The sequence below is a fragment of the Kitasatospora sp. NPDC093550 genome (assembly GCF_044764985.1).
Classification (GTDB): domain Bacteria; phylum Actinomycetota; class Actinomycetes; order Streptomycetales; family Streptomycetaceae; genus Kitasatospora.
Genome location: NZ_JBIWJF010000052.1, coordinates 1 through 17,820 on the forward strand (window position 1 = coordinate 1; position 17,820 = coordinate 17,820).

The following is a 17,820-nucleotide window of genomic DNA, read 5'->3' on the forward strand; positions in this document are numbered from 1 at the left end:
TTACCGCCTTTACCACCCACCCCCCCCCCCCCCCCCCCCCGCCCCCCCCCCCCACCCCCCCCCCCCCCCCCCCCCCCCCCCCCCCCCCCCCCCCCCCCCCCCCCCCCCCCCCCCGCCCCCACCCTCCCGAGAGCCACCACCCCACCCACACAACCCCCACAATGGACCCATGTCGGGAGCCCACCCCACCCTCACCATCCCCACCTGGCTGACGGAGACCGTCACCGCCACCCACGGCGAAGCCGCCCACGAGTGGCTCGCCACCCTCCCCACCATCGCGGCCGCCCACCTCGACGCCTGGGACCTCACCCTGGAACGCGTCCTCGACCCCGGCGGCAGCCTCAGCCTGATCGCGTACGTCCACCGCGACGACCTCTCGCCGGCCGTCCTCAAGGCGGGCCTGGTCACCCCCGAGACCGCCCACGAGCACGCCGCCCTCACCCACTGGGCCGGCCGGGGAGCCGTCCTCCTCCTCGCCGCCGATCCCGCCCAGGGCGTCCTGCTCCTGGAACGCCTCCACGGCGAGATCCCGCTACGGTCCCTCGCCGAGTCCAAGGCCATGCTGGAGGCCACCAGCCTGCTGCACCGGCTCTGGGTGGAACTCCCGGGTGAGCACCCCTTCCCCACCGTCGCCCAGCAGGTGCCCGCCACCGCCGCCCGTGTCGAGGAACACCGCTCCCACCCCGCCGCCACCGCGGCCCAGCCGCTGATCACCGAGGCCCTGGACACCGCCCGCGGCCTCGGCGAGTCCACCGGCGAGTCCTTCCTCCTCCACGGCGACTTCCACCACGGCAACGTGCTCGCCGCCGACCGCGCCCCCTGGCTGGCCATCGACCCGCGTCCGCTCGTCGGCGAGCGCGCCTACGACCTCGCCCGCCTCGTCCTGGACCGCGCCGACACCCTGCTCGGTTCCCCCGGCGTACCGGCAGCCGTCCGCCGCCGCCTCCACCAGCTCTCCGACGCCCTCGGCGTGGACCAGGACCGCCTCCGCGGCTGGGCCCTGTTCCGCGCCGTCGACCTGGCCCTGCGCGCCCTCACCGCGAACCGCACCGAAGACGCCGAGCTCCACCTCGAACTCGCCAACAGCCTCTGACCCGCCCCCGAATCCCCGCCCCCGCGAAACCCCGAAGCTCCGCCACAGGCCGACTTCAGCCCCGCGCCCCCCGCAGCGGCAGCCGAGCCCCCATCACCGCGTACAGCCGGTCCGTCGCCGGGAACCGCACCGCCCGCGCCAGATCCCGGTACCCCAACGCCCGGTAGAGCCGCCGGGCCGGCGTCTCCGCGTCGATCGCCGAGAGGATGCTCCGGTCCAGCCCCGACCGTTCGCACAGCGTCCGGATGATCCGCGAGCCGACCCCCTGCCCCTGGAACTCCGGCAGCACGTGCAACTCGGTGACGGCGAAGACCCCGTCCAGCCAGTCCCCGTACCCCCTGGCACTGAGGTACGGCTCGATCACCGTGCTCCACCAGTGCTCGCGCTGGTTGGGCATCCCATACCCGAACCCGACCAGCCGCCCGCCGCTCATCGCCCCGAACGCGATCACCCCCGGCTGCTGGGCGTGCCGCCCGACGATGTGCAGCCGTACCGCGACCTCCTCGGGCGTGAGCCCGAACGCCACCGCCTGGACCTCCAGCGCCTGCGGCGCCCAGGCCGCAAGGTCGATGGCCTCGATCGTCACCCCGGTCAGCTGATCCATGCTCCGGACGTTACTACCAGCGGCCCTCCGCTGCGGCCGAAGATCCCAACCCGGCAACGGCCCCACCGAACCAGGCCCTCCGAACCAGCAGAACCGGCCCCGCCGAACCCGGAGAACCAGCCCCTCCGAACCAGCAGAACCAGCCCTCAGAACAGCACGCTCATGAACGCCCCGACCTCCCGGAACCCCACCCTCCGGTACGCCGCCCGCGCCCGCAGGTTGAAGTCGTTGACGTAGAGCGACACCACCGGCGCCACCTCCCGCAGCGCGATGTCCAGGACCGCCGCCATCCCCGTCTCGGACAACCCCTGTCCCCGGTGCTCCGGCGCGACCCAGACCCCCTGGATCTGGCAGGCCCCCTCCGTCACGGCCCCGATCTCGGCCTTGAAGACGACCTCCCCGTCCTCCCCGAACCGCGCGAACGACCGCCCGGTGGAGACGAGTTCGGCCACCCGGGCCTGGTAGAGGAGCCCGCCGTCCCCGGCCAGCGGCGACACCCCGACCTCCTCGGTGAACATCGCCACGCACGCCGGCATCAGCGTCTCGACCTCGTTGCGTCGCACCCTCCGCACCAGCGGATCCGGCGCGATCTCCACCGACGGCATCGAGGTGGCCATCAGCGGCTGGTGGCCCCGCACTTCCCGGGCCGGCCCCCAACTCCGCTCCAGCAGGGCCCAGAACGCCGCGGTGGACTCGGCCGGTCCGACGATCGAAGAGCAGCGCCGCCCCTGTCGGCGGGCCCGCTCGGCGAACGCCGCGACCGCCTCCGGCCCGGCGTCGACCAGGACGAGGTTCGCGCCGGCGTAGCAGAGGGCGTCGAGGACGCCGTCCCCGTCGTACCAGCCCCACATCTCCCCGCCGAGCCGCCACGGGTCCAGCCCGACGGCCTCGACCCGGGTCGCGACGAAGGCGTTGGAGACCGGGTCGCGGTGGAGGATCTCCAGGGCGTCCGCGAGGTCGGGCGGCTCCAGCACGCGGGTGGTGGCCAGGGCCCGGGCGGCCTGGAAGGAGCTCGGGAGCATCACACCTCGATCGAGCATCGAGACAGCACCTCACTGAGACGACTCTGGCCGCACCCTACTCCGTGGCCCCACCCGGCTACGGCTGCGGGGCCGTCCGCGAACGGACGGCCCCGCTTCCGGAAAACTTCACGCGGGCTTGTCCCCGCGCCATCGCGGGCTTCCCACGCCATCGTCGCGGGCCCGCGTCATCAGGACCCGCTACGCGGGGTTCACTCCCCCGCGACGACCGTCGGCGCCCCCGCCTCGACACCGGCCTCCTGCATCTGCTCGGCGAGCTTCAGCGCCTCCTCGATCAGGGTCTCGACGATCTTCGACTCGGGCACGGTCTTGATGACCTCGCCCTTGACGAAGATCTGTCCCTTGCCGTTGCCGGAGGCGACGCCCAGGTCGGCCTCGCGGGCCTCGCCCGGCCCGTTCACGACGCAGCCCATGACGGCCACCCGCAGCGGCACCTCCATGCCCTCCAGGCCGGCGGTGACCTCCTCGGCGAGCTTGTAGACGTCCACCTGGGCGCGGCCGCAGGAGGGGCAGGAGACGATCTCCAGGCCGCGCTCGCGCAGGCCGAGCGACTCCAGGATCTGGTTGCCGACCTTGATCTCCTCGGCCGGCGGGGCGGACAGCGAGACCCGGATGGTGTCGCCGATGCCCTCGGACAGCAGCGCGCCGAAGGCGACCGCCGACTTGATGGTGCCCTGGAAGGCCGGCCCGGCCTCGGTCACGCCGAGGTGCAGCGGGTAGTCGCAGGCGGCGGCGAGCTGCCGGTAGGCGTTGATCATCACGACCGGGTCGTTGTGCTTGACCGAGATCTTGATGTCGCGGAAGTCGTGCTCCTCGAACAGCGAGCACTCCCACAGCGCGGACTCGACCAGCGCCTCCGGGGTGGCCCGGCCGTACTTCTCCAGCAGGCGCTTGTCGAGCGAGCCGGCGTTGACGCCGATCCGGATCGGCACGCCCGCGTCCTTGGCGGCCTTGGCGATCTCGCCGACCTTGTCGTCGAAGGCCTTGATGTTGCCCGGGTTCACGCGCACCGCCGCGCAGCCGGCGTCGATCGCGGCGAAGACGTACTTCGGCTGGAAGTGGATGTCCGCGATGACCGGGATCTTCGACTTCTTGGCGATGATCGGCAGCGCGTCGGCGTCGTCCTGCGACGGGCAGGCGACCCGGACGATCTGGCAGCCGGACGCGGTGAGCTCCGCGATCTGCTGCAGCGTGGCGTTGATGTCCGCAGTCACCGTGGTGGTCATCGACTGCACCGAGACGGGCGCGTCGCCGCCGACCGGCACGTTGCCGACCATGATCTGCCGGGAGTACCGACGCTTGGCGAGCGGCTTGAGCGGCAGGGACGGAATACCGAGCGAGATCGCGGTCATGTGCGCAGGGTTCCCCGGGGTAGAGGTGTGGTCGACCGCCCGGCCGTTGCGACGGCCGAGGCCGGGCGCGCTGACGATCGCGCACCCGGCCTCCACGGTACGGCACGGCAACGGGCCCCAGCACACCCGCCGTACCCGAACGCCCTAGCTGATCTTCACCGGGTTCACCAGGTCGGCGACCATCACCAGCACCGTGAAGCCGATGAAGATGCTGGCCACGACGTACGCCACCGGCATCAGCTTGGCGACGTCGAACGGTCCCGGGTCGGGCCGCTTGAACAGGCGTGCGAGCCGGCGCCGGACCGACTCCCAGACGGCCCCGGCGACGTGGCCGCCGTCCAGCGGGAGCAGCGGCAGCATGTTGAAGAGGAAGAGCGAGAGGTTGATGCCGGCCAGCAGGTTCACGAAGAACGCGATCCGCTGGGTGCCGGGGATGTCGAGCGAGAACACCTCGCCGCTGACCCGGGCGGCGCCGACCATGCCGATCGGCGAGTCCGGGTCGCGCGGGGCGTCGCCGACGACGGCGTTCCACAGCCCGGGGATCTTGCCGGGCAGCGCGACCAGCGACTTCACCCCGTTCTCGGCCATGTCGTACATCCGGTCGACGGACTGCCCGAAGTCCAGCCGGACGACGCCACTCGCAGGAGTGAATCCCAGGAACCCGGCTTGGACGGTCTGGCCCTTGATCGGGACCTTGTTGCCGTCGTACTTCTGCACGTCGTTGACCGCGATGGTCGGCTTGAGGGTGAGCTGCTGCCCGTCCCGCTCGACCAGGACGTCGACGGTCCTCCCGGCCGACCTGCGGATGTCCGCCTGGAGCTGGTCGTAGGTCCGGATCCGGTCGCCGTCGAAGGAGACGATCCGGTCCCCGGCCTTCAGTCCGGCCTGGGCGGCCGGGGTCTGCGGGGCGCCCTCCGGGCAGTTGTCGGTGGGCTGGCCGGCCTTGACGACGCACTGCGCGACGGTGCTGACCGTCGGCACGTTCATGGAGACGCCGAAGCCCATCATGACGGTCAGGAACAGCCCGAACGCCAGGACCAGGTTCATGAACGGCCCGGCGAACATGACGATGATCCGCTTCCAGGGCTTGCGGGTGTAGAAGAGCCGGTGCTCGTCACCCTCCTGGAGCTCCTCGTAGGAGGCCTCGCGGGCGTCCTCGATCATGGTGCGCCAGGGCGAGCTGCTGCGCTTGGTGATCCGGCCGTCCTCGCCCGGCGGGAACATGCCGATCATCCGGATGTACCCGCCGAACGGGATCGCCTTGATGCCGTACTCGGTCTCGCCCCTGCGCCGCGACCAGAGGGTCGGGCCGAAGCCGACCATGTACTGGGGCACCCGGATGCCGAACAGCTTGGCCGTGGACAGGTGGCCGAGTTCGTGCCAGGCGATCGAGATCAGCAGCCCGATGACGAAGACCAGGATGCCGACCACCGTCAAAACCGTTGCCACCGCTGGTCCTCCGTCATGCCGCTCCGCTCATCGTCTCGTCCTACCGCGTTCGAGGCCGTCAGCCTGCCGCCAGCTCGCGGGCCCGGGCACGCGCCCAGTCCTCCGCGTGCAGGACGTCCTCCACCGTCAGGGAAGTTCCCGACGCGGCCGGCCCGCCGTCGCGCTGTCCGTGCTCGGCGACCACCTTGGCAACAGTGTCCACGATTCCGGTGAAGGCGAGGCGGCCCTTCAGGAAGGCCTCCACGCACTCCTCGTTCGCGGCGTTGAACACCGCTGGCGCCGTACCGCCCAGGGTGCCCACCTCCCGGGCCAGCTCGACCGCCGGGAAGGCCTCGTTGTCCAGCGGGAAGAACTCCCAGGTGGCGGCCTTCGTCCAGTCGCAGGCGGGGGCGGAGTCCGGCACCCGGTCCGGCCAGCCGATCCCCAGCGCGATCGGCATCCGCATGTCCGGCGGGCTGGCCTGCGCCAGCGTCGAACCGTCGGTGAACTCCACCATCGAGTGCACCACCGACTGCGGGTGGACCACGACCTCGATCCGGTCGAACGGCACGTCGTACAGCAGGTGCGCCTCGATCACCTCCAGGCCCTTGTTGACCAGGGTGGCCGAGTTGATCGTGACGACCGGGCCCATCGCCCAGGTCGGGTGCGCCAGCGCGTCCTGCGGGGTCACCCCGGCCAGCTGCTCACGGGTGCGGTTGCGGAACGGGCCGCCGCTGGCGGTGACCACCAGCTTGCGCACCTCGGCACGGGTCCCGCCGGCCAGCGCCTGGAACAGCGCGGCGTGCTCGGAGTCCACCGGCACGATCTGGCCCGGCTTCGCCACCGCCTTCACGAGCGGACCACCGACGATCAGCGACTCCTTGTTGGCCAGCACCAGCACCCGGCCGGCCGCCAGCGCGGCCAGCGTCGGCCGCAGCCCGATCGACCCGGTGATGCCGTTCAGCACCGAGTGGCACTCCATCGCGGCCAGCTCGGTCGCCGCGTCCGGCCCGGCCAGCACGGCCGGCAGCGGACGGCCCGCCGCCTTCGCGGCCAGCGCCTCGCGCAGCGCCGGCTCCGCCGCCGGATCGGCCACCGCCACGGTGTGCACGCCCAGCCGCAGAGCCTGCTCGGCCAGCAGCTCCACCCGCCCGCCGGCCGCCGACAGGGCGACCACCCGGAAGCGGTCCGGGTTGCGGAGCACCACGTCGATGGCCTGGGTGCCGATCGAACCGGTGGAACCGAGGATCACCAGCTCCCGGGGGCCGGAGGGGTCCGCCACGGTGGGCGTGAAACGCAGCTGCGGGTGGGCGAGCGAAGTCATGCGCCCATTGTGTCCTGTCCGCGACCGCGCCCCGGACCTCCCCGCGGACGACAGGACGACCCGGCACCCCCCGGGCTACCGTCGGAGCCATGCGTACCGTCATCGCCGGGGGCCACGGACAGATCGCGCTGAAACTGGAACGGCTGCTCGCCGATCGCGGCGAGCGCCCCGCCGGGATCATCCGCCGCCCCGAACAGGCCCCGGACCTGCTGGACGCCGGAGCCGAGCCGCTGCTGCTCGACCTGGAGGCCGCCACCGCCCCGCAGCTCGCCGACCTGCTCGTCGGCGCCGACGCGGTGGTCTTCGCCGCCGGGGCCGGGCCGGGCAGCGGCCCCGAGCGCAAGAACACCGTCGACCGGGACGCGGCCGTCCTGCTCGCCGACGCCGCCGAACTCGCCGGGGTCCGCCGGTACCTGATCGTCTCCTCGATGGGCGCCGACGCCCACGCCCACCACCCCGCCGACGCGGTCTTCGAGACCTACCTGCGGGCCAAGGGCGCCGCCGACGACGCGGTACGGGCCAGGACCACGCTGGACTGGACGGTGCTGCGCCCCGGACGGCTCACCGACGGGCCCGGCACCGGCCTGGTCCGACTGGCCCCCTCGGTCGGGCGCGGCTCGGTGGACCGGGCCGACGTGGCCGCCGTCCTCGCCGCCCTGCTGCGCGAGCCCGGCACGACTGGCCTGACCCTGGAGCTGATCGAGGGCAACGCCACCGTCGACGAGGCGGTCGCCGCCGCGGCCGGGCACGACGGCTGAACGCGCGCAGGGCCCGGTTCGGCGAACCGGGCCCTGCGTCGGCGGGTCGATCAGAGGTCGAGGCCGGTCAGCACCAGCACCTTCTCGACCGTGTAGTCGTCCATCGCGTACTTGACGCCCTCACGGCCGACGCCGGAGTCCTTGACGCCGCCGTACGGCATCTGGTCGGCGCGGTACGACGGCGCGTCGCCGATGATCACACCGCCGACCTCCAGCTCCCGGTGGGCGCGGAAGGCGGTCTGCACGTCGTGCGTGAACACGCCCGCCTGCAGGCCGAACGCCGAGTCGTTGACGGCCGCGAAGGCCTCCTCCACGCCGTCCACCTTGTGCAGCGACAGCACCGGGCCGAACACCTCGGCCGTGGCCAGGATCGCGTCCCCGGGCAGCTCGGCCAGCACGGTCGGGGCGTAGGTCGCGCCCTCCCGGGTGCCGCCGGTCAGCACCTTGGCGCCCTTGGCGACCGCGTCCTCCACCCAGGACTCCACCCGCTTCGCGGCGTTCTCGTCGACCAGCGGGCCGACGTCCGTCGCGTCCTCGTTCGGGTCACCGGTGACCTGGGCCCTGACCTTGGCCACGACCTTCTCCACCAGCGCGTCGTACACCGACGCGTCGGCGATCACCCGCTGCACCGAGATGCAGGACTGGCCGCCCTGGTAGTTGGCGAACATCGCGATCCGGGTGGCCGCCCAGTCCAGGTCGGCCTCGGAGGACCAGTCGGCGAGGACCACGGCCGCGGCGTTGCCGCCGAGCTCCAGGGTGCAGTGCTTGCGCGGCACCGAGTCCATGATCTGGTAGCCGACCTTGTCCGAACCGGTGAACGAGATCACCGGCAGGCGCTCGTCCCGCACCAGCGCCGGCATCCGGTCGTTCGGCACCGGCAGGACGCTCCAGGAACCGGCCGGCAGGTCGGTCTCGGCCAGGATCTCGCCCAGCACCATCGCCGACAGCGGGGTCGCCGGAGCCGGCTTCAGGATGATCGGGGCACCGACCGCGATCGCCGGGGCGACCTTGTGGGCGACCAGGTTCAGCGGGAAGTTGAACGGGGCGATGCCCAGCACCACGCCGCGCGGGAACCGGCGCACCACCGCGAAACGGCCCACGCCGCCCGGGTCGGTGTCCAGCCGCATGGTCTCGCCGTTGGTGCGGCGCGCCTCCTCGGCGGCCCAGCGGAAGACCGACACCGCGCGGCCGACCTCGCCGCGCGCCCACTTGATCGGCTTGCCGTTCTCGGCCGTGATCAGCCGGGCGATCTCCTCGGAGCGCTCCGCCAACCGCTTGGCCACGTGGTCCAGGGCGGCGGCACGCTGGTGCGCCGGGGTGGCGGCGAACACCGGCAGCGCGGCCACGGCGGCGTCCAGCGCCTCCTCGACCTGGGCCTCGGTCGGGATGCTCACCTTGCCGACCAGACGGCCGTCCCAGCTGTTGTGCACCTCGAAGTCGGCGTCACCGCTCGCCCGGCGGCCGGCGAGCCAGAAATCGTACGTGGTGGTCACCGTGGTACCGGCCCTCTCCTCGTCGTCGTACGGCCCGCACGGACGTGGGACCAGAACCCGAGGGTAGGGGGGACGACGCGCCGACCGGGTTGGCCGACTAGGAGCGTTCGAACCCGGGGCCACTCCACCGCGTCCAGGCGGGTGTTCGATTCCCCGCCGACAGGCCGTCCCCGGGCTCCCGCTCCCCGCCGACTACTCCTCGCCGGAGCGCAGCGCCAGCCACAGCTCCATCCGCACGTCCGTGTCGTCCAGCGACCGGCCCAGCAGCTCCTCGACCCGCCGCATCCGGTAGCGCAACGTGTGCCGGTGCACCCCCAGATCGGCCGCCGCCGCGTCCCACTGACCGTGCCGGGACAACCACGCCCGCAACGAGGCCACCAGGTCACCGCGGGCCGTCCGGTCGTGCTCCCGCAGCGGCCGCAGCAGCCCCTCCGCGAACGCCGTCACCGCGTCCTCCCCGAGCAGCGGCAGCAGCGAACCCGCGCCGACCTCCTCGTGGTCCACCGCCCGGCGACCACCGCGCAACGCCACCGCCAACGCCCGCTCGGCCTGCGCGTGCGCCGTCCCGGCCTCCTCCAGCGCGGCCGGCGCCGACACGCCCAGCGACAGGCCCTCGTGCTCCTCCACCGCACCCAGGCACGCCCGGTGCACCGCGCCGTTGTCCAGCGCCAGCACCATCAACCGCGGCCCGTGCGCACCGTCCTCCCGCGCCACCAGCAGCTTCTCGCCCACCCGGGCACCCGCCTGCTCCGCCCGGTCGCCCAGCTCCCCCAACGCCTCCGCGGCATCCGCGTTCGCCGGCCCGGCCCCGGCCACCAGGACCCGTATCGTCCCCTCCGGCAGGCCGCCGAACAGCCCCACCGCCACCTGGCGGGCCGTCACCACCTCACCCGCCAGCACCATCCGCAGCAGCGCCGCGCCCATCCGCTCCTCCGCCTGCCGCAGCTCCCGCGAGCGCTCCAGGGTGAGGGTCAGCAGCGCCACCGCCGCGTTCAGCACGTACCGCTCGGTCGGCGTGATCCGGTCCTCGGTCCCGACCGCCAGGAAACCCCGGGCCCGCCGATCCGCCCCCAGCGACTGGACCACCACGTAGTCCTCGTCCGCCGTGTCTATCCCCGGCGCCCGCCCCTGCAGCGCGGCACTCGACGGCGCCGGCCGCCGACGCAGCCGGTCCACCTCCGCCGCCAGCCGCCCAGCCCGGCGCGCCGCCCAGTCCGGCGCCACCACCGACAGCGCACCCGACCCGTCGTACAGCGCCGCCCAGCCACCCAGCCGCGCCGCCAACCGGCGCACCACGGCCGTCGTCCCGTCCTTGCCCAGCGCCGCCCGGGTCAGCTCCTCCTGCGCCTCGAAGCTGGTCGTCACCGCCTCGTACTGCTCCGCGGCCAGCGCCGCCGACACCACCTTGCTGATCGCGATGAACGGCGTCGGCTCCGGCACCCGCAGCAGCGGCAGCCCCCGCTGCGCCGCCGCGTCCACCAGCGGCTGCGGCACCTCGGTGTGCGACAACCCCACCCCGAGCCCCAGCCCCACCACCCCGGCATCGGCCAGCCGGTGCACGTACGCCTGCAACTGCGCCGCCGTGCGGCCCAGCTTGATCCCGGTGGTGAGCAGCAGCTCGCCACCCTCCAGGAACGGCGTCGGGTCGTCCAGCTCACTGGTGTGCACCCAGCGGACCGGCCGCTCCAGGTGGTCCGCGCCGGCGAGGACCGTCAGGTGGAGCGAGCTGTTGCGGACGACGGAGGCGAGTGTGGGGGGCATGGCACCTTCGGGGGATCGACCTGACCGCGCCATTGCGGCCGGGCGAGGAGAGGGGCGTGGGACTGGTGAGGGTCTCTCCCCTTCATTATGGACGCTCCGGACAACCGGCACTGCCGAATCCACCTCGAAGGCGACTTACCCCCGGCTCCCCACCCCGCCCGCGCCTCACCCCCGCAGATCCACCAGCAACGGCGGCACCTGCTCCCCCGACACCGCCGTCAACGACACCACCGCGTGCCCCGCCGGCAACGCGTGCGCCAGATCCGACGGCGACCACCGCAGCCGCTCCACGTCCCGCGTCGTCACCGACTCCGTCTGCGCCGTCGTCCCCGACAGCGCCTTCCGCCCGACCCGCCCCGCCCGCCGTATCACCCCACCGGAGGTGTCGGGGGTGTGGGTGACGGCGGTCTCCTGCACCAGGTGCGTCCCCCAGGCCTCCGAGAACAGCCGCCCGTCCCAGGGCGCGATCCCCGGGAACGCCATCCGGCAGCCGACCGCGCCGAACAGCGGCGCCCGCAGCGCCTCCGGCAGATCCACCAGGGTCCGCAGCAGCAGCACCGCACCCGCGTTGGCGCCCCGCATCCGCTGTAGCCCGCGCACCGCGGTGCCGTCCAGCGCCGCCGAGGCGTCGTCCACTACCAGACCCGCGAACAGCGAACGGTCCTCGCGCGCGCCGGCCGCCTGCACGAACTGACCCACGACCAGCCGGGACAGCATCCGGGCCGCCTCCGGGTGGCTGCGCTCGGGCAGCTTCACCCGCACCCGCAGCGGGTGGTCCAGCACCCGCATCGCGAACGGGGGCCGGCCGGTGCCGTCGGTCGCGAAGGCGCCCTCGAAGGCCGGCCGGTCCAGCAGCGCCAGCCGGTCCGCCAGCAGCGCCCCGGGATCGTCCGCCCGGTCGCGCTGGCGCTCGCGGTACTCCAGGTCCCGCTCGTGGAGGGCCAGTCGGCCGGCCGTGCCGAGCGCCTTCACCAGGGCCGCCAGCGCGTCCGGCTCACCGGCCAGCAGCGCCCGCAGCTCGCGCACACCCGGGTAGCGGCCGTACGCGGCGTGGAACGGGCCCACCACCTGCTGCAGCGCGGTGCGGGCGTTCTCCGCACGGGCCGTCAGCTCGTCCGGCAGCAGCGCCTCGGCCAGCCGGGCGGCCGCCTCGTCCGGGTCCTGCGCGGCACCGTAGAGGTCCAGCCCGTACACCGAGGACGGGTCACCAGGAGCGATCACCACGTCGTACCAGGCGTCCGGCCCCAGATCGGCGTCGGCCGCCCCCACCACCACCGCGCAGGCGGTGCCGGCCAGCGCCTGCAGGCACAGCGCCTCCGCCACCGGCCTGGCCAGCCGCGCGGTCTTCCCCGTCCCGGCCGGACCCACCGCCAGCACCGACGTGCCCAGCACCGCCGGATCCAGCGCGAAACCGGCCGCCCGGTGGCTCAAGGGGTTCTTCGGGACGTCCTGCGCGGTACCGAGCCGGACCTGGCCGAGCAGCAGATCGTGCTGCTCGACACGACCGGGCAGCTCACGCGTCTCCGAGGGGTGGGCGAAGGCCGCCGCGCCCCGGGCGGCCACCTGCTCGGCGAAGGCCGGCACGAACACCGGGTCCGCCTGCGCGGACTCCCACGCACGCCGGATCCGCACGTAGTCGACGTCCCCCACGGCCTCCGCGTCGAGCCGCGCCGCGGCCTCGACCGCACCGCCCTGCCGCAGCGCGTCCCACGGGTCCTGCCGCCGCGCCGCCTCGGCCGCCGCCGGCGCGCCCTCCTCCGCCCGCTCCTCCTGCGTCACCGTCCGCGACAACAACGGCGCGACGTACCGGCGCCACACCTCGGGCCAACGACCCATCCGGCCGAAGACCTTGATGACGACACTGATCACCAGGATGTTGGCCACGAGGAGCGTGAACATGGCCTCGGCTTCGGATGGCGAAGCGAGCGGACCGATGCCCGCCTGCCCGCCGAACCACACGAGGACGTACATCAGGACCTGGGTGCCGTAGAGATACGCGAACCACGCCACCACCGCGTTGAGCCCCGCCCGCAGCAGCAGTGGCCAGGTCGCGACCTTGGCCGCCTCCGCCCGCTCCGGGTCGATCGGGCGGTATCCGAGCCGGTAGACGCCCGGCTCTGCGTCGGGGCGCGGGGCGCAGGCCCAGCCGGCGAGGTCGAAGGAGAGGGAGGGGGTGCCGGGTCGTTGGTGGGGGAGGGGGGTCGGGGGTCTGGTGGTGGTGCGCTCGCCGTGGTGGTGTGACCCGTCCTGTGCCATGTACGGCCCCGCTCCCTCGCCCGCCCGGCCCGACCGCCGTCGGTGCCGCCATACCCATGCCGCCGTACCGGCGACACGCCCGCGCTCAGGGTAGTGGAGCGGGGCCTGCGGGTAGTCGCGCCACCCGGGCTGGCCGCGTCGGACAAGTCGGACGGCGCACTGCTACCGAGTGGCGCATGCTCGCGCGGGGAGGGCGGCCGTAGCCTGCGACGTACCGAGCCGAGAAGTCTGGAGAAACCCCATGAGCGCCGCAACGCCGCTCCCGCAGGAGCGCCGCCTGGTCACCGCGATCCCCGGTCCGAAGTCGCAGGAGCTGCAGGCCCGGAAGCTGGGTGCGGTGGCGGCCGGCGTCGGCACCACCCTGCCGGTGTACGTGTCCCGTGCCAACGGCGGTGTGCTGGAGGACGTGGACGGCAACTCGCTGATCGACTTCGGCTCCGGCATCGCCGTGACCAACGTCGGCAACAGCGCCGAGGCCGTGGTGGCCAAGGCGAGCGAGCAGCTGGCCGCCTTCACCCACACCTGTTTCATGGTGACCCCGTACGAGGGTTACGTGGCCGTCGCCGAGCAGCTGAACGAGCTGACCCCGGGTGACCACGAGAAGCGCACCGCGCTGTTCAACTCGGGCGCCGAGGCGGTCGAGAACGCGGTGAAGATCGCCCGCGCCTACACCAAGCGCACCGCCGTCGTGGTGTTCGACCACGGCTACCACGGCCGCACCAACCTCACCATGGGCCTGACGGCGAAGAACATGCCGTACAAGCAGGGCTTCGGCCCGTTCGCCCCGGAGATCTACCGGGTGCCGGTGGCCTACCCCTACCGCTGGCTGACCGGTGCGGAGAACTGCGCCGCCGAGGCCGCCGCGCAGGCGATCGACATGATCAACAAGCAGATCGGCGCCGAGAACGTCGCCGCGATCATCATCGAGCCGATCCAGGGCGAGGGCGGCTTCATCGAGCCGGCCAAGGGCTTCCTGCCGGCGATCGTGGAGTACGCGAAGGCCAACGGCATCGTGTTCGTGGCGGACGAGATCCAGACCGGTTTCTGCCGCACCGGCCAGTGGTTCGCCTGCGACGACGAGGGCATCGTCCCGGACCTGATCACCACCGCCAAGGGCATCGCCGGCGGTCTGCCGCTGGCCGCGGTGACCGGCCGCGCCGAGATCATGGACGCCGCGCACGCCGGTGGCCTGGGCGGCACCTACGGTGGCAACCCGGTGGCCTGTGCCGCCGCCCTGGGCTCCATCGAGACCATGAAGGAGCTGGACCTCAACGGCAAGGCGCAGCGGATCGGCGAGGTCATGCTGGGCCGCCTGCGCGCGATGCAGGAGAAGTTCGACGTGATCGGCGAGGTCCGCGGCCGCGGCGCGATGATCGCCGTCGAGCTGGTGAAGCCGGGCTCCAAGGAGCCGAACCCGGAGATCACCGCCGCGATCGCCAAGGCCTGCCACGCCGAGGGCCTGGTGGTCCTGACCGCCGGCACCTACGGCAACGTGCTGCGCTTCCTGCCGCCGCTGGTGATCCCGGAGCACCTGCTCACCGAGGGTCTGGACATCATCGAGGGCGCGTTCGCGCTCCAGGGTGTCACCGCCGCCTGATCGAGGCGCCACCTGCCCGCCGGAGGGATGTCCGGACAGCGCTGAACGGCCCGTGCGGACCTCTGGTCCGCACGGGCCGTTCGGTTCGTCCGGGGTCGTTCGGTTCGTCGGGGCCCGGTACGACGGCCGGGCATGATCGACGGGACGCTCCGGGGGTTGCCCTGCGCAGGGTGAAGATGATGTGCGGAATCGCTGAAGGCGCTCGGCGCGGAAGGGCTGTTGACGTAGTGTCATCGCAGATGGACAGCGAGCCTCAGCCATTGGCGGAGCCGTCCGCGGGGCCCCCCTCGGGGGCGGGTCCGCGGGGGCCCCGCGAGGACAACCAGGCCGCCCCGGGAGGGGCGGTGCATACCGCAGGCCGATCGACCGACCGTCCGACCCACACCCCCCGGGGCGCACGGAACGGCGATCATCAGAGCCGCCCCGGAGCTCTCCCCCCTGCTCCGGGGCGGCTGTCCGCTGTCCGGAGCCGGGTGGCCCGGGCGCGGCGGTCGGCGGCCGTGCCGGTGGTGGCGGCGGTGGTGCTGCTGGCGGTGTCCTGGCAGGTGGCGGTGGACGGGCCGCTGCTCGGCGTGGACCGCTCGGTCCGCCGGGCGGTGCACACGGCGCGCCACGACCTTCCGAGCGCCCTGCTCGACCACCTGGGCCACGCGCTGTCGGACCTGGGCAGCGGCGTCCCGGCGGTCCCGGTGCTGCTGCTGGCCGGGGTGCTGGCCGCCTGGCGGTGGCGGCTGACCCGGGCCGGGCGGTGGTGGTGGCCGTTGCCGGTGGCGGCGCTGACGGCGGGGCTGATCCCGCTGCTGGTGGTCCCGGCGAAGGCGGCCTTCGCGAGGCCCGGTCCGCTCGGGGAGCCGCTGACGCCGGAGCAGTGGGGCTGGTACCCGTCCGGGCACACCACGACCGCGGCGGTCTCGTACGGGGTGGCGGCGCTGCTGCTGGCCCGGGTGTCGGGGCCGCGCGCCGCCCGGGGGTTGACGACGGGCGCGGCGCTGCTGGCGCTCGGGGTGGGTGCGGGGCTGGTGTGGAGCGACTTCCACTGGCTGCTGGACGTGGTGGCCGGCTGGTGTCTGGCCGTCCTGGTGCTGTGGCCGCTCGACCGCCGGCTGCCCCGGCCGGGCGCCGGGCGGGGTCAGGCCTCGGGGTCCTCGTTGCGGTGAACCAGGCCGGCCTCGCCGTTGTCGCGGTGCCATTCGACGACGAGCTCGTCGCGGGCGCCGAAGCGGACGAGGTGGCGGCCGACGACGTCCTCCAGGCCGGGCAGGTTCTCGCGCTCGCCCTCGACGGTGAGCAGCAGGGTGTCGGACCGGGCCTCCAGGGTGGCGGTGCCGGCGCTGAAGACCAGCGTGCCGCGGCCGGTCTCCTCGGAGTAGGCGGCCTCGATCTTGCGGCCCATGTGGGCGGCGAGTTGCTTGGCGTAGCGGCCGGGACGGTCGGTGGCCACGCGTGCGGTGGAAACGGGCATGGGCCCTCCAGAGTCGGGGAGGGAACTTAGGGTGCCCTCACTTGCCCTACGCTAACGCAGATACTGAGCTAAGCTCAACATATTTCCGCGGCCGCCGTCGGCCGACCACCGAGAGCGCCGGACCGGTCGCTACGCTTGGCCGGACACCAGCCGAGGAGACCGCCGATGACCACCACGCCGACCGACGACCCGGCGGACTCCTCCGGCACTCCCCGCACTCCCGGTTCCCCGGACTCGCCCGGTTCCCCGAGCTTCCCGGACTCCCCCGAGGCGCCCGAGGCACCCGAGACGCCCGACCTGGCCGGCGCCCCCGTCACCACCGCCGAGCTGGCGGACGCGATGACCAGGGCGATCAAGCGGATCCGGCGCCAGACCGGCCGACGGCTGGAGCCGTACGGCATCACCCCCGGCCAGGCCCGCGCACTGCGCACGCTCGCCCACGTCCCGGGCTGCGAGACGCCGGACCACGCGATGCGACTGAGCGACCTCGCCGACAAGCTGCACATCGCCCCGCGCTCGGCCACCACCGTGGTGGACGCGCTGGAGGAGGCCGGCCTGGTCGAGCGCAGCCCCGACCCGGCGGACCGGCGGGCCGTGCGGATCCTGCTGACCGAGGCCGGCCGCGCGGCGGTGGAGCGGATCGGGCAGGTCCGGGACGAAGTGGCGCGGGAGTACTTCGGCGAGGTCAGCCCCGCCGACGAGGAGGTGCTGCTGCGAGTGCTGCACTCCGCCGAGGCCCGTTTCCTCGCAGCCGGGCCGCCACGGCGCTCGGCGTCCCCGGACGCAGCGCGGTGAGCCCGATCCCGGCGATCACCAGCACCGCGGCCGCGGCGGCCGTCGGACTGACCGGCTCACCCAGCAGCAGCCAGGCCGAGGACATCCCGAACACCGGCACCAGCAGCGAGTAGGGCGCCACGGCGGTGGCGTCGTAGGTGCGCAGCAGGAAGCTCCAGGCGACGAAGCCCAGCAGGGTGGAGACCAGCCCCACGTAGCCGATCGCCCCGAGCCCGGCGGGGGTGATGTCGCGCAGCGCGCGCAGGTCCGCGGCCGGGCCCTCGACCAGCAGGGACAGACCCAGCAGCGGCAGCGGCGGCACGGCGCTGACCCAGACCATCCAGCGCAGCGCGTCCGGCGGCGCGGCCTTGCGGGTCAGCACGTTGGCCAGCCCCCAGGCGACGGCGGCGAGGACGACCAGTGCGAAGGCGCCCAGCGGGCCGCCGGCGCCCTGGTCGTACGCGCTCAGGGCGATGCCCGCGAAGGCGATCGCCAGGCCCAGCAGCCGCCGCCCGCCCGGGCGTTCGCGCAGCAGTACGGCGGCGAACAGCGCGGTGAAGCCGGCCTGCCCCTGCAGCACCAGGGAGGAGAGCCCGGCCGGCATCCCGGCGTGCATGCCGAGGAAGAGCAACCCGAACTTGACCACCCCGAGCACCACGCCGACCGCGACCACCCAGCGCCAGGCCACCTTGGGCGGGCCGACGAGGAAGACCGCCGGCACCGCGACGACGGCGAACCGCAGGGCGCAGAACAGCAGCGGCGGGAAGTTCTGCAGGCCCACGTGGATGAGGACGAAGTTGAGGCCCCAGACGGCGGCCACCAGGACCGCCAGCGCGAGGTGGGGCGCACTCAGGTTGCTGCCGCCCGGCTTCCCGCCG

The 17,820-nt window shown here is 73.6% G+C and carries 15 protein-coding genes; 5 read left to right on the forward strand and 10 right to left on the reverse strand.

The window, feature by feature from the left end; translation table 11 throughout:
- Window positions 1-169: 169 nt before the first annotated feature.
- Window positions 170-1,093 (forward strand): aminoglycoside phosphotransferase family protein, encoded by a 924-nt coding sequence (locus ACIRD3_RS39170; protein ID WP_402226592.1) that lies wholly within the window; start codon window positions 170-172, stop codon window positions 1,091-1,093.
- Window positions 1,094-1,148: 55 nt separating this feature from the next.
- Here ACIRD3_RS39170 and ACIRD3_RS39175 read toward each other — a convergent pair whose 3' ends face one another.
- The 5 genes from ACIRD3_RS39175 to dxr form a co-directional block, all read right to left on the reverse strand.
- On the reverse strand, window positions 1,149-1,697 hold the full coding sequence (locus ACIRD3_RS39175) for a GNAT family N-acetyltransferase (protein ID WP_402226594.1): 549 nt from the start codon (window positions 1,695-1,697) through the stop codon (window positions 1,149-1,151).
- 146 nt (window positions 1,698-1,843) lie between these two features.
- The gene (locus ACIRD3_RS39180) at window positions 1,844-2,719 is read right to left on the reverse strand and encodes a GNAT family N-acetyltransferase (RefSeq protein WP_402226645.1); all 876 of its coding nucleotides are present in this window, start codon (window positions 2,717-2,719) and stop codon (window positions 1,844-1,846) included.
- Window positions 2,720-2,928: 209 nt separating this feature from the next.
- Window positions 2,929-4,089 (reverse strand): flavodoxin-dependent (E)-4-hydroxy-3-methylbut-2-enyl-diphosphate synthase, encoded by a 1,161-nt coding sequence (ispG, locus tag ACIRD3_RS39185; protein ID WP_402226596.1) that lies wholly within the window; start codon window positions 4,087-4,089, stop codon window positions 2,929-2,931.
- Between the two features lie 144 nt (window positions 4,090-4,233).
- Window positions 4,234-5,538, reverse strand: a complete 1,305-nt coding sequence (locus tag ACIRD3_RS39190; protein ID WP_402226598.1) for a M50 family metallopeptidase — start codon at window positions 5,536-5,538, stop codon at window positions 4,234-4,236.
- Window positions 5,539-5,596: 58 nt separating this feature from the next.
- Entirely contained in the window at window positions 5,597-6,841 is a 1,245-nt protein-coding gene (gene dxr / locus ACIRD3_RS39195; protein WP_402226600.1) for a 1-deoxy-D-xylulose-5-phosphate reductoisomerase, read from the reverse strand.
- Window positions 6,842-6,930: 89 nt separating this feature from the next.
- Between dxr and ACIRD3_RS39200 the strand changes: the two genes are divergently transcribed.
- Window positions 6,931-7,599 (forward strand): NAD(P)H-binding protein, encoded by a 669-nt coding sequence (locus tag ACIRD3_RS39200; RefSeq protein WP_402226602.1) that lies wholly within the window; start codon window positions 6,931-6,933, stop codon window positions 7,597-7,599.
- Between the two features lie 50 nt (window positions 7,600-7,649).
- Here ACIRD3_RS39200 and ACIRD3_RS39205 read toward each other — a convergent pair whose 3' ends face one another.
- From ACIRD3_RS39205 to ACIRD3_RS39215, 3 genes are all read right to left on the reverse strand, one after another.
- Window positions 7,650-9,092 (reverse strand): aldehyde dehydrogenase family protein, encoded by a 1,443-nt coding sequence (locus ACIRD3_RS39205; protein WP_402226605.1) that lies wholly within the window; start codon window positions 9,090-9,092, stop codon window positions 7,650-7,652.
- Window positions 9,093-9,284: 192 nt separating this feature from the next.
- The gene (locus ACIRD3_RS39210) at window positions 9,285-10,853 is read right to left on the reverse strand and encodes a PucR family transcriptional regulator (RefSeq protein WP_402226607.1); all 1,569 of its coding nucleotides are present in this window, start codon (window positions 10,851-10,853) and stop codon (window positions 9,285-9,287) included.
- Between the two features lie 165 nt (window positions 10,854-11,018).
- On the reverse strand, window positions 11,019-13,109 hold the full coding sequence (locus tag ACIRD3_RS39215; protein WP_402226610.1) for an ATP-binding protein: 2,091 nt from the start codon (window positions 13,107-13,109) through the stop codon (window positions 11,019-11,021).
- A gap of 241 nt (window positions 13,110-13,350) precedes the next feature.
- Between ACIRD3_RS39215 and gabT the strand changes: the two genes are divergently transcribed.
- Together gabT and ACIRD3_RS39225 are read left to right on the forward strand one after the other, a co-directional pair.
- Window positions 13,351-14,706: a 4-aminobutyrate--2-oxoglutarate transaminase gene (gene gabT / locus ACIRD3_RS39220; RefSeq protein WP_402226612.1), complete on the forward strand. Its 1,356-nt coding sequence runs from the start codon at window positions 13,351-13,353 to the stop codon at window positions 14,704-14,706.
- Window positions 14,707-15,179: 473 nt separating this feature from the next.
- Window positions 15,180-15,863, forward strand: a complete 684-nt coding sequence (locus ACIRD3_RS39225; RefSeq protein ID WP_402226614.1) for a phosphatase PAP2 family protein — start codon at window positions 15,180-15,182, stop codon at window positions 15,861-15,863.
- Here ACIRD3_RS39225 and ACIRD3_RS39230 read toward each other — a convergent pair.
- On the reverse strand, window positions 15,836-16,168 hold the full coding sequence (locus ACIRD3_RS39230; protein ID WP_402226617.1) for a DUF2218 domain-containing protein: 333 nt from the start codon (window positions 16,166-16,168) through the stop codon (window positions 15,836-15,838). The two genes, ACIRD3_RS39225 and ACIRD3_RS39230, sit on opposite strands and share 28 nt — an antisense overlap.
- A 165-nt stretch (window positions 16,169-16,333) precedes the next feature.
- On the opposite strand from ACIRD3_RS39230, the gene ACIRD3_RS39235 reads away from it, so the two are divergent.
- On the forward strand, window positions 16,334-16,963 hold the full coding sequence (locus ACIRD3_RS39235; RefSeq protein ID WP_402226620.1) for a MarR family transcriptional regulator: 630 nt from the start codon (window positions 16,334-16,336) through the stop codon (window positions 16,961-16,963).
- On the opposite strand, the gene ACIRD3_RS39240 is transcribed toward ACIRD3_RS39235, so the two are convergent.
- Complete coding sequence (locus ACIRD3_RS39240; RefSeq protein ID WP_402226648.1) at window positions 16,854-17,795, reverse strand: EamA family transporter; 942 nt, start codon at window positions 17,793-17,795, stop codon at window positions 16,854-16,856. The genes ACIRD3_RS39235 and ACIRD3_RS39240 overlap by 110 nt on opposite strands.
- Window positions 17,796-17,820 lie beyond the last annotated feature (25 nt).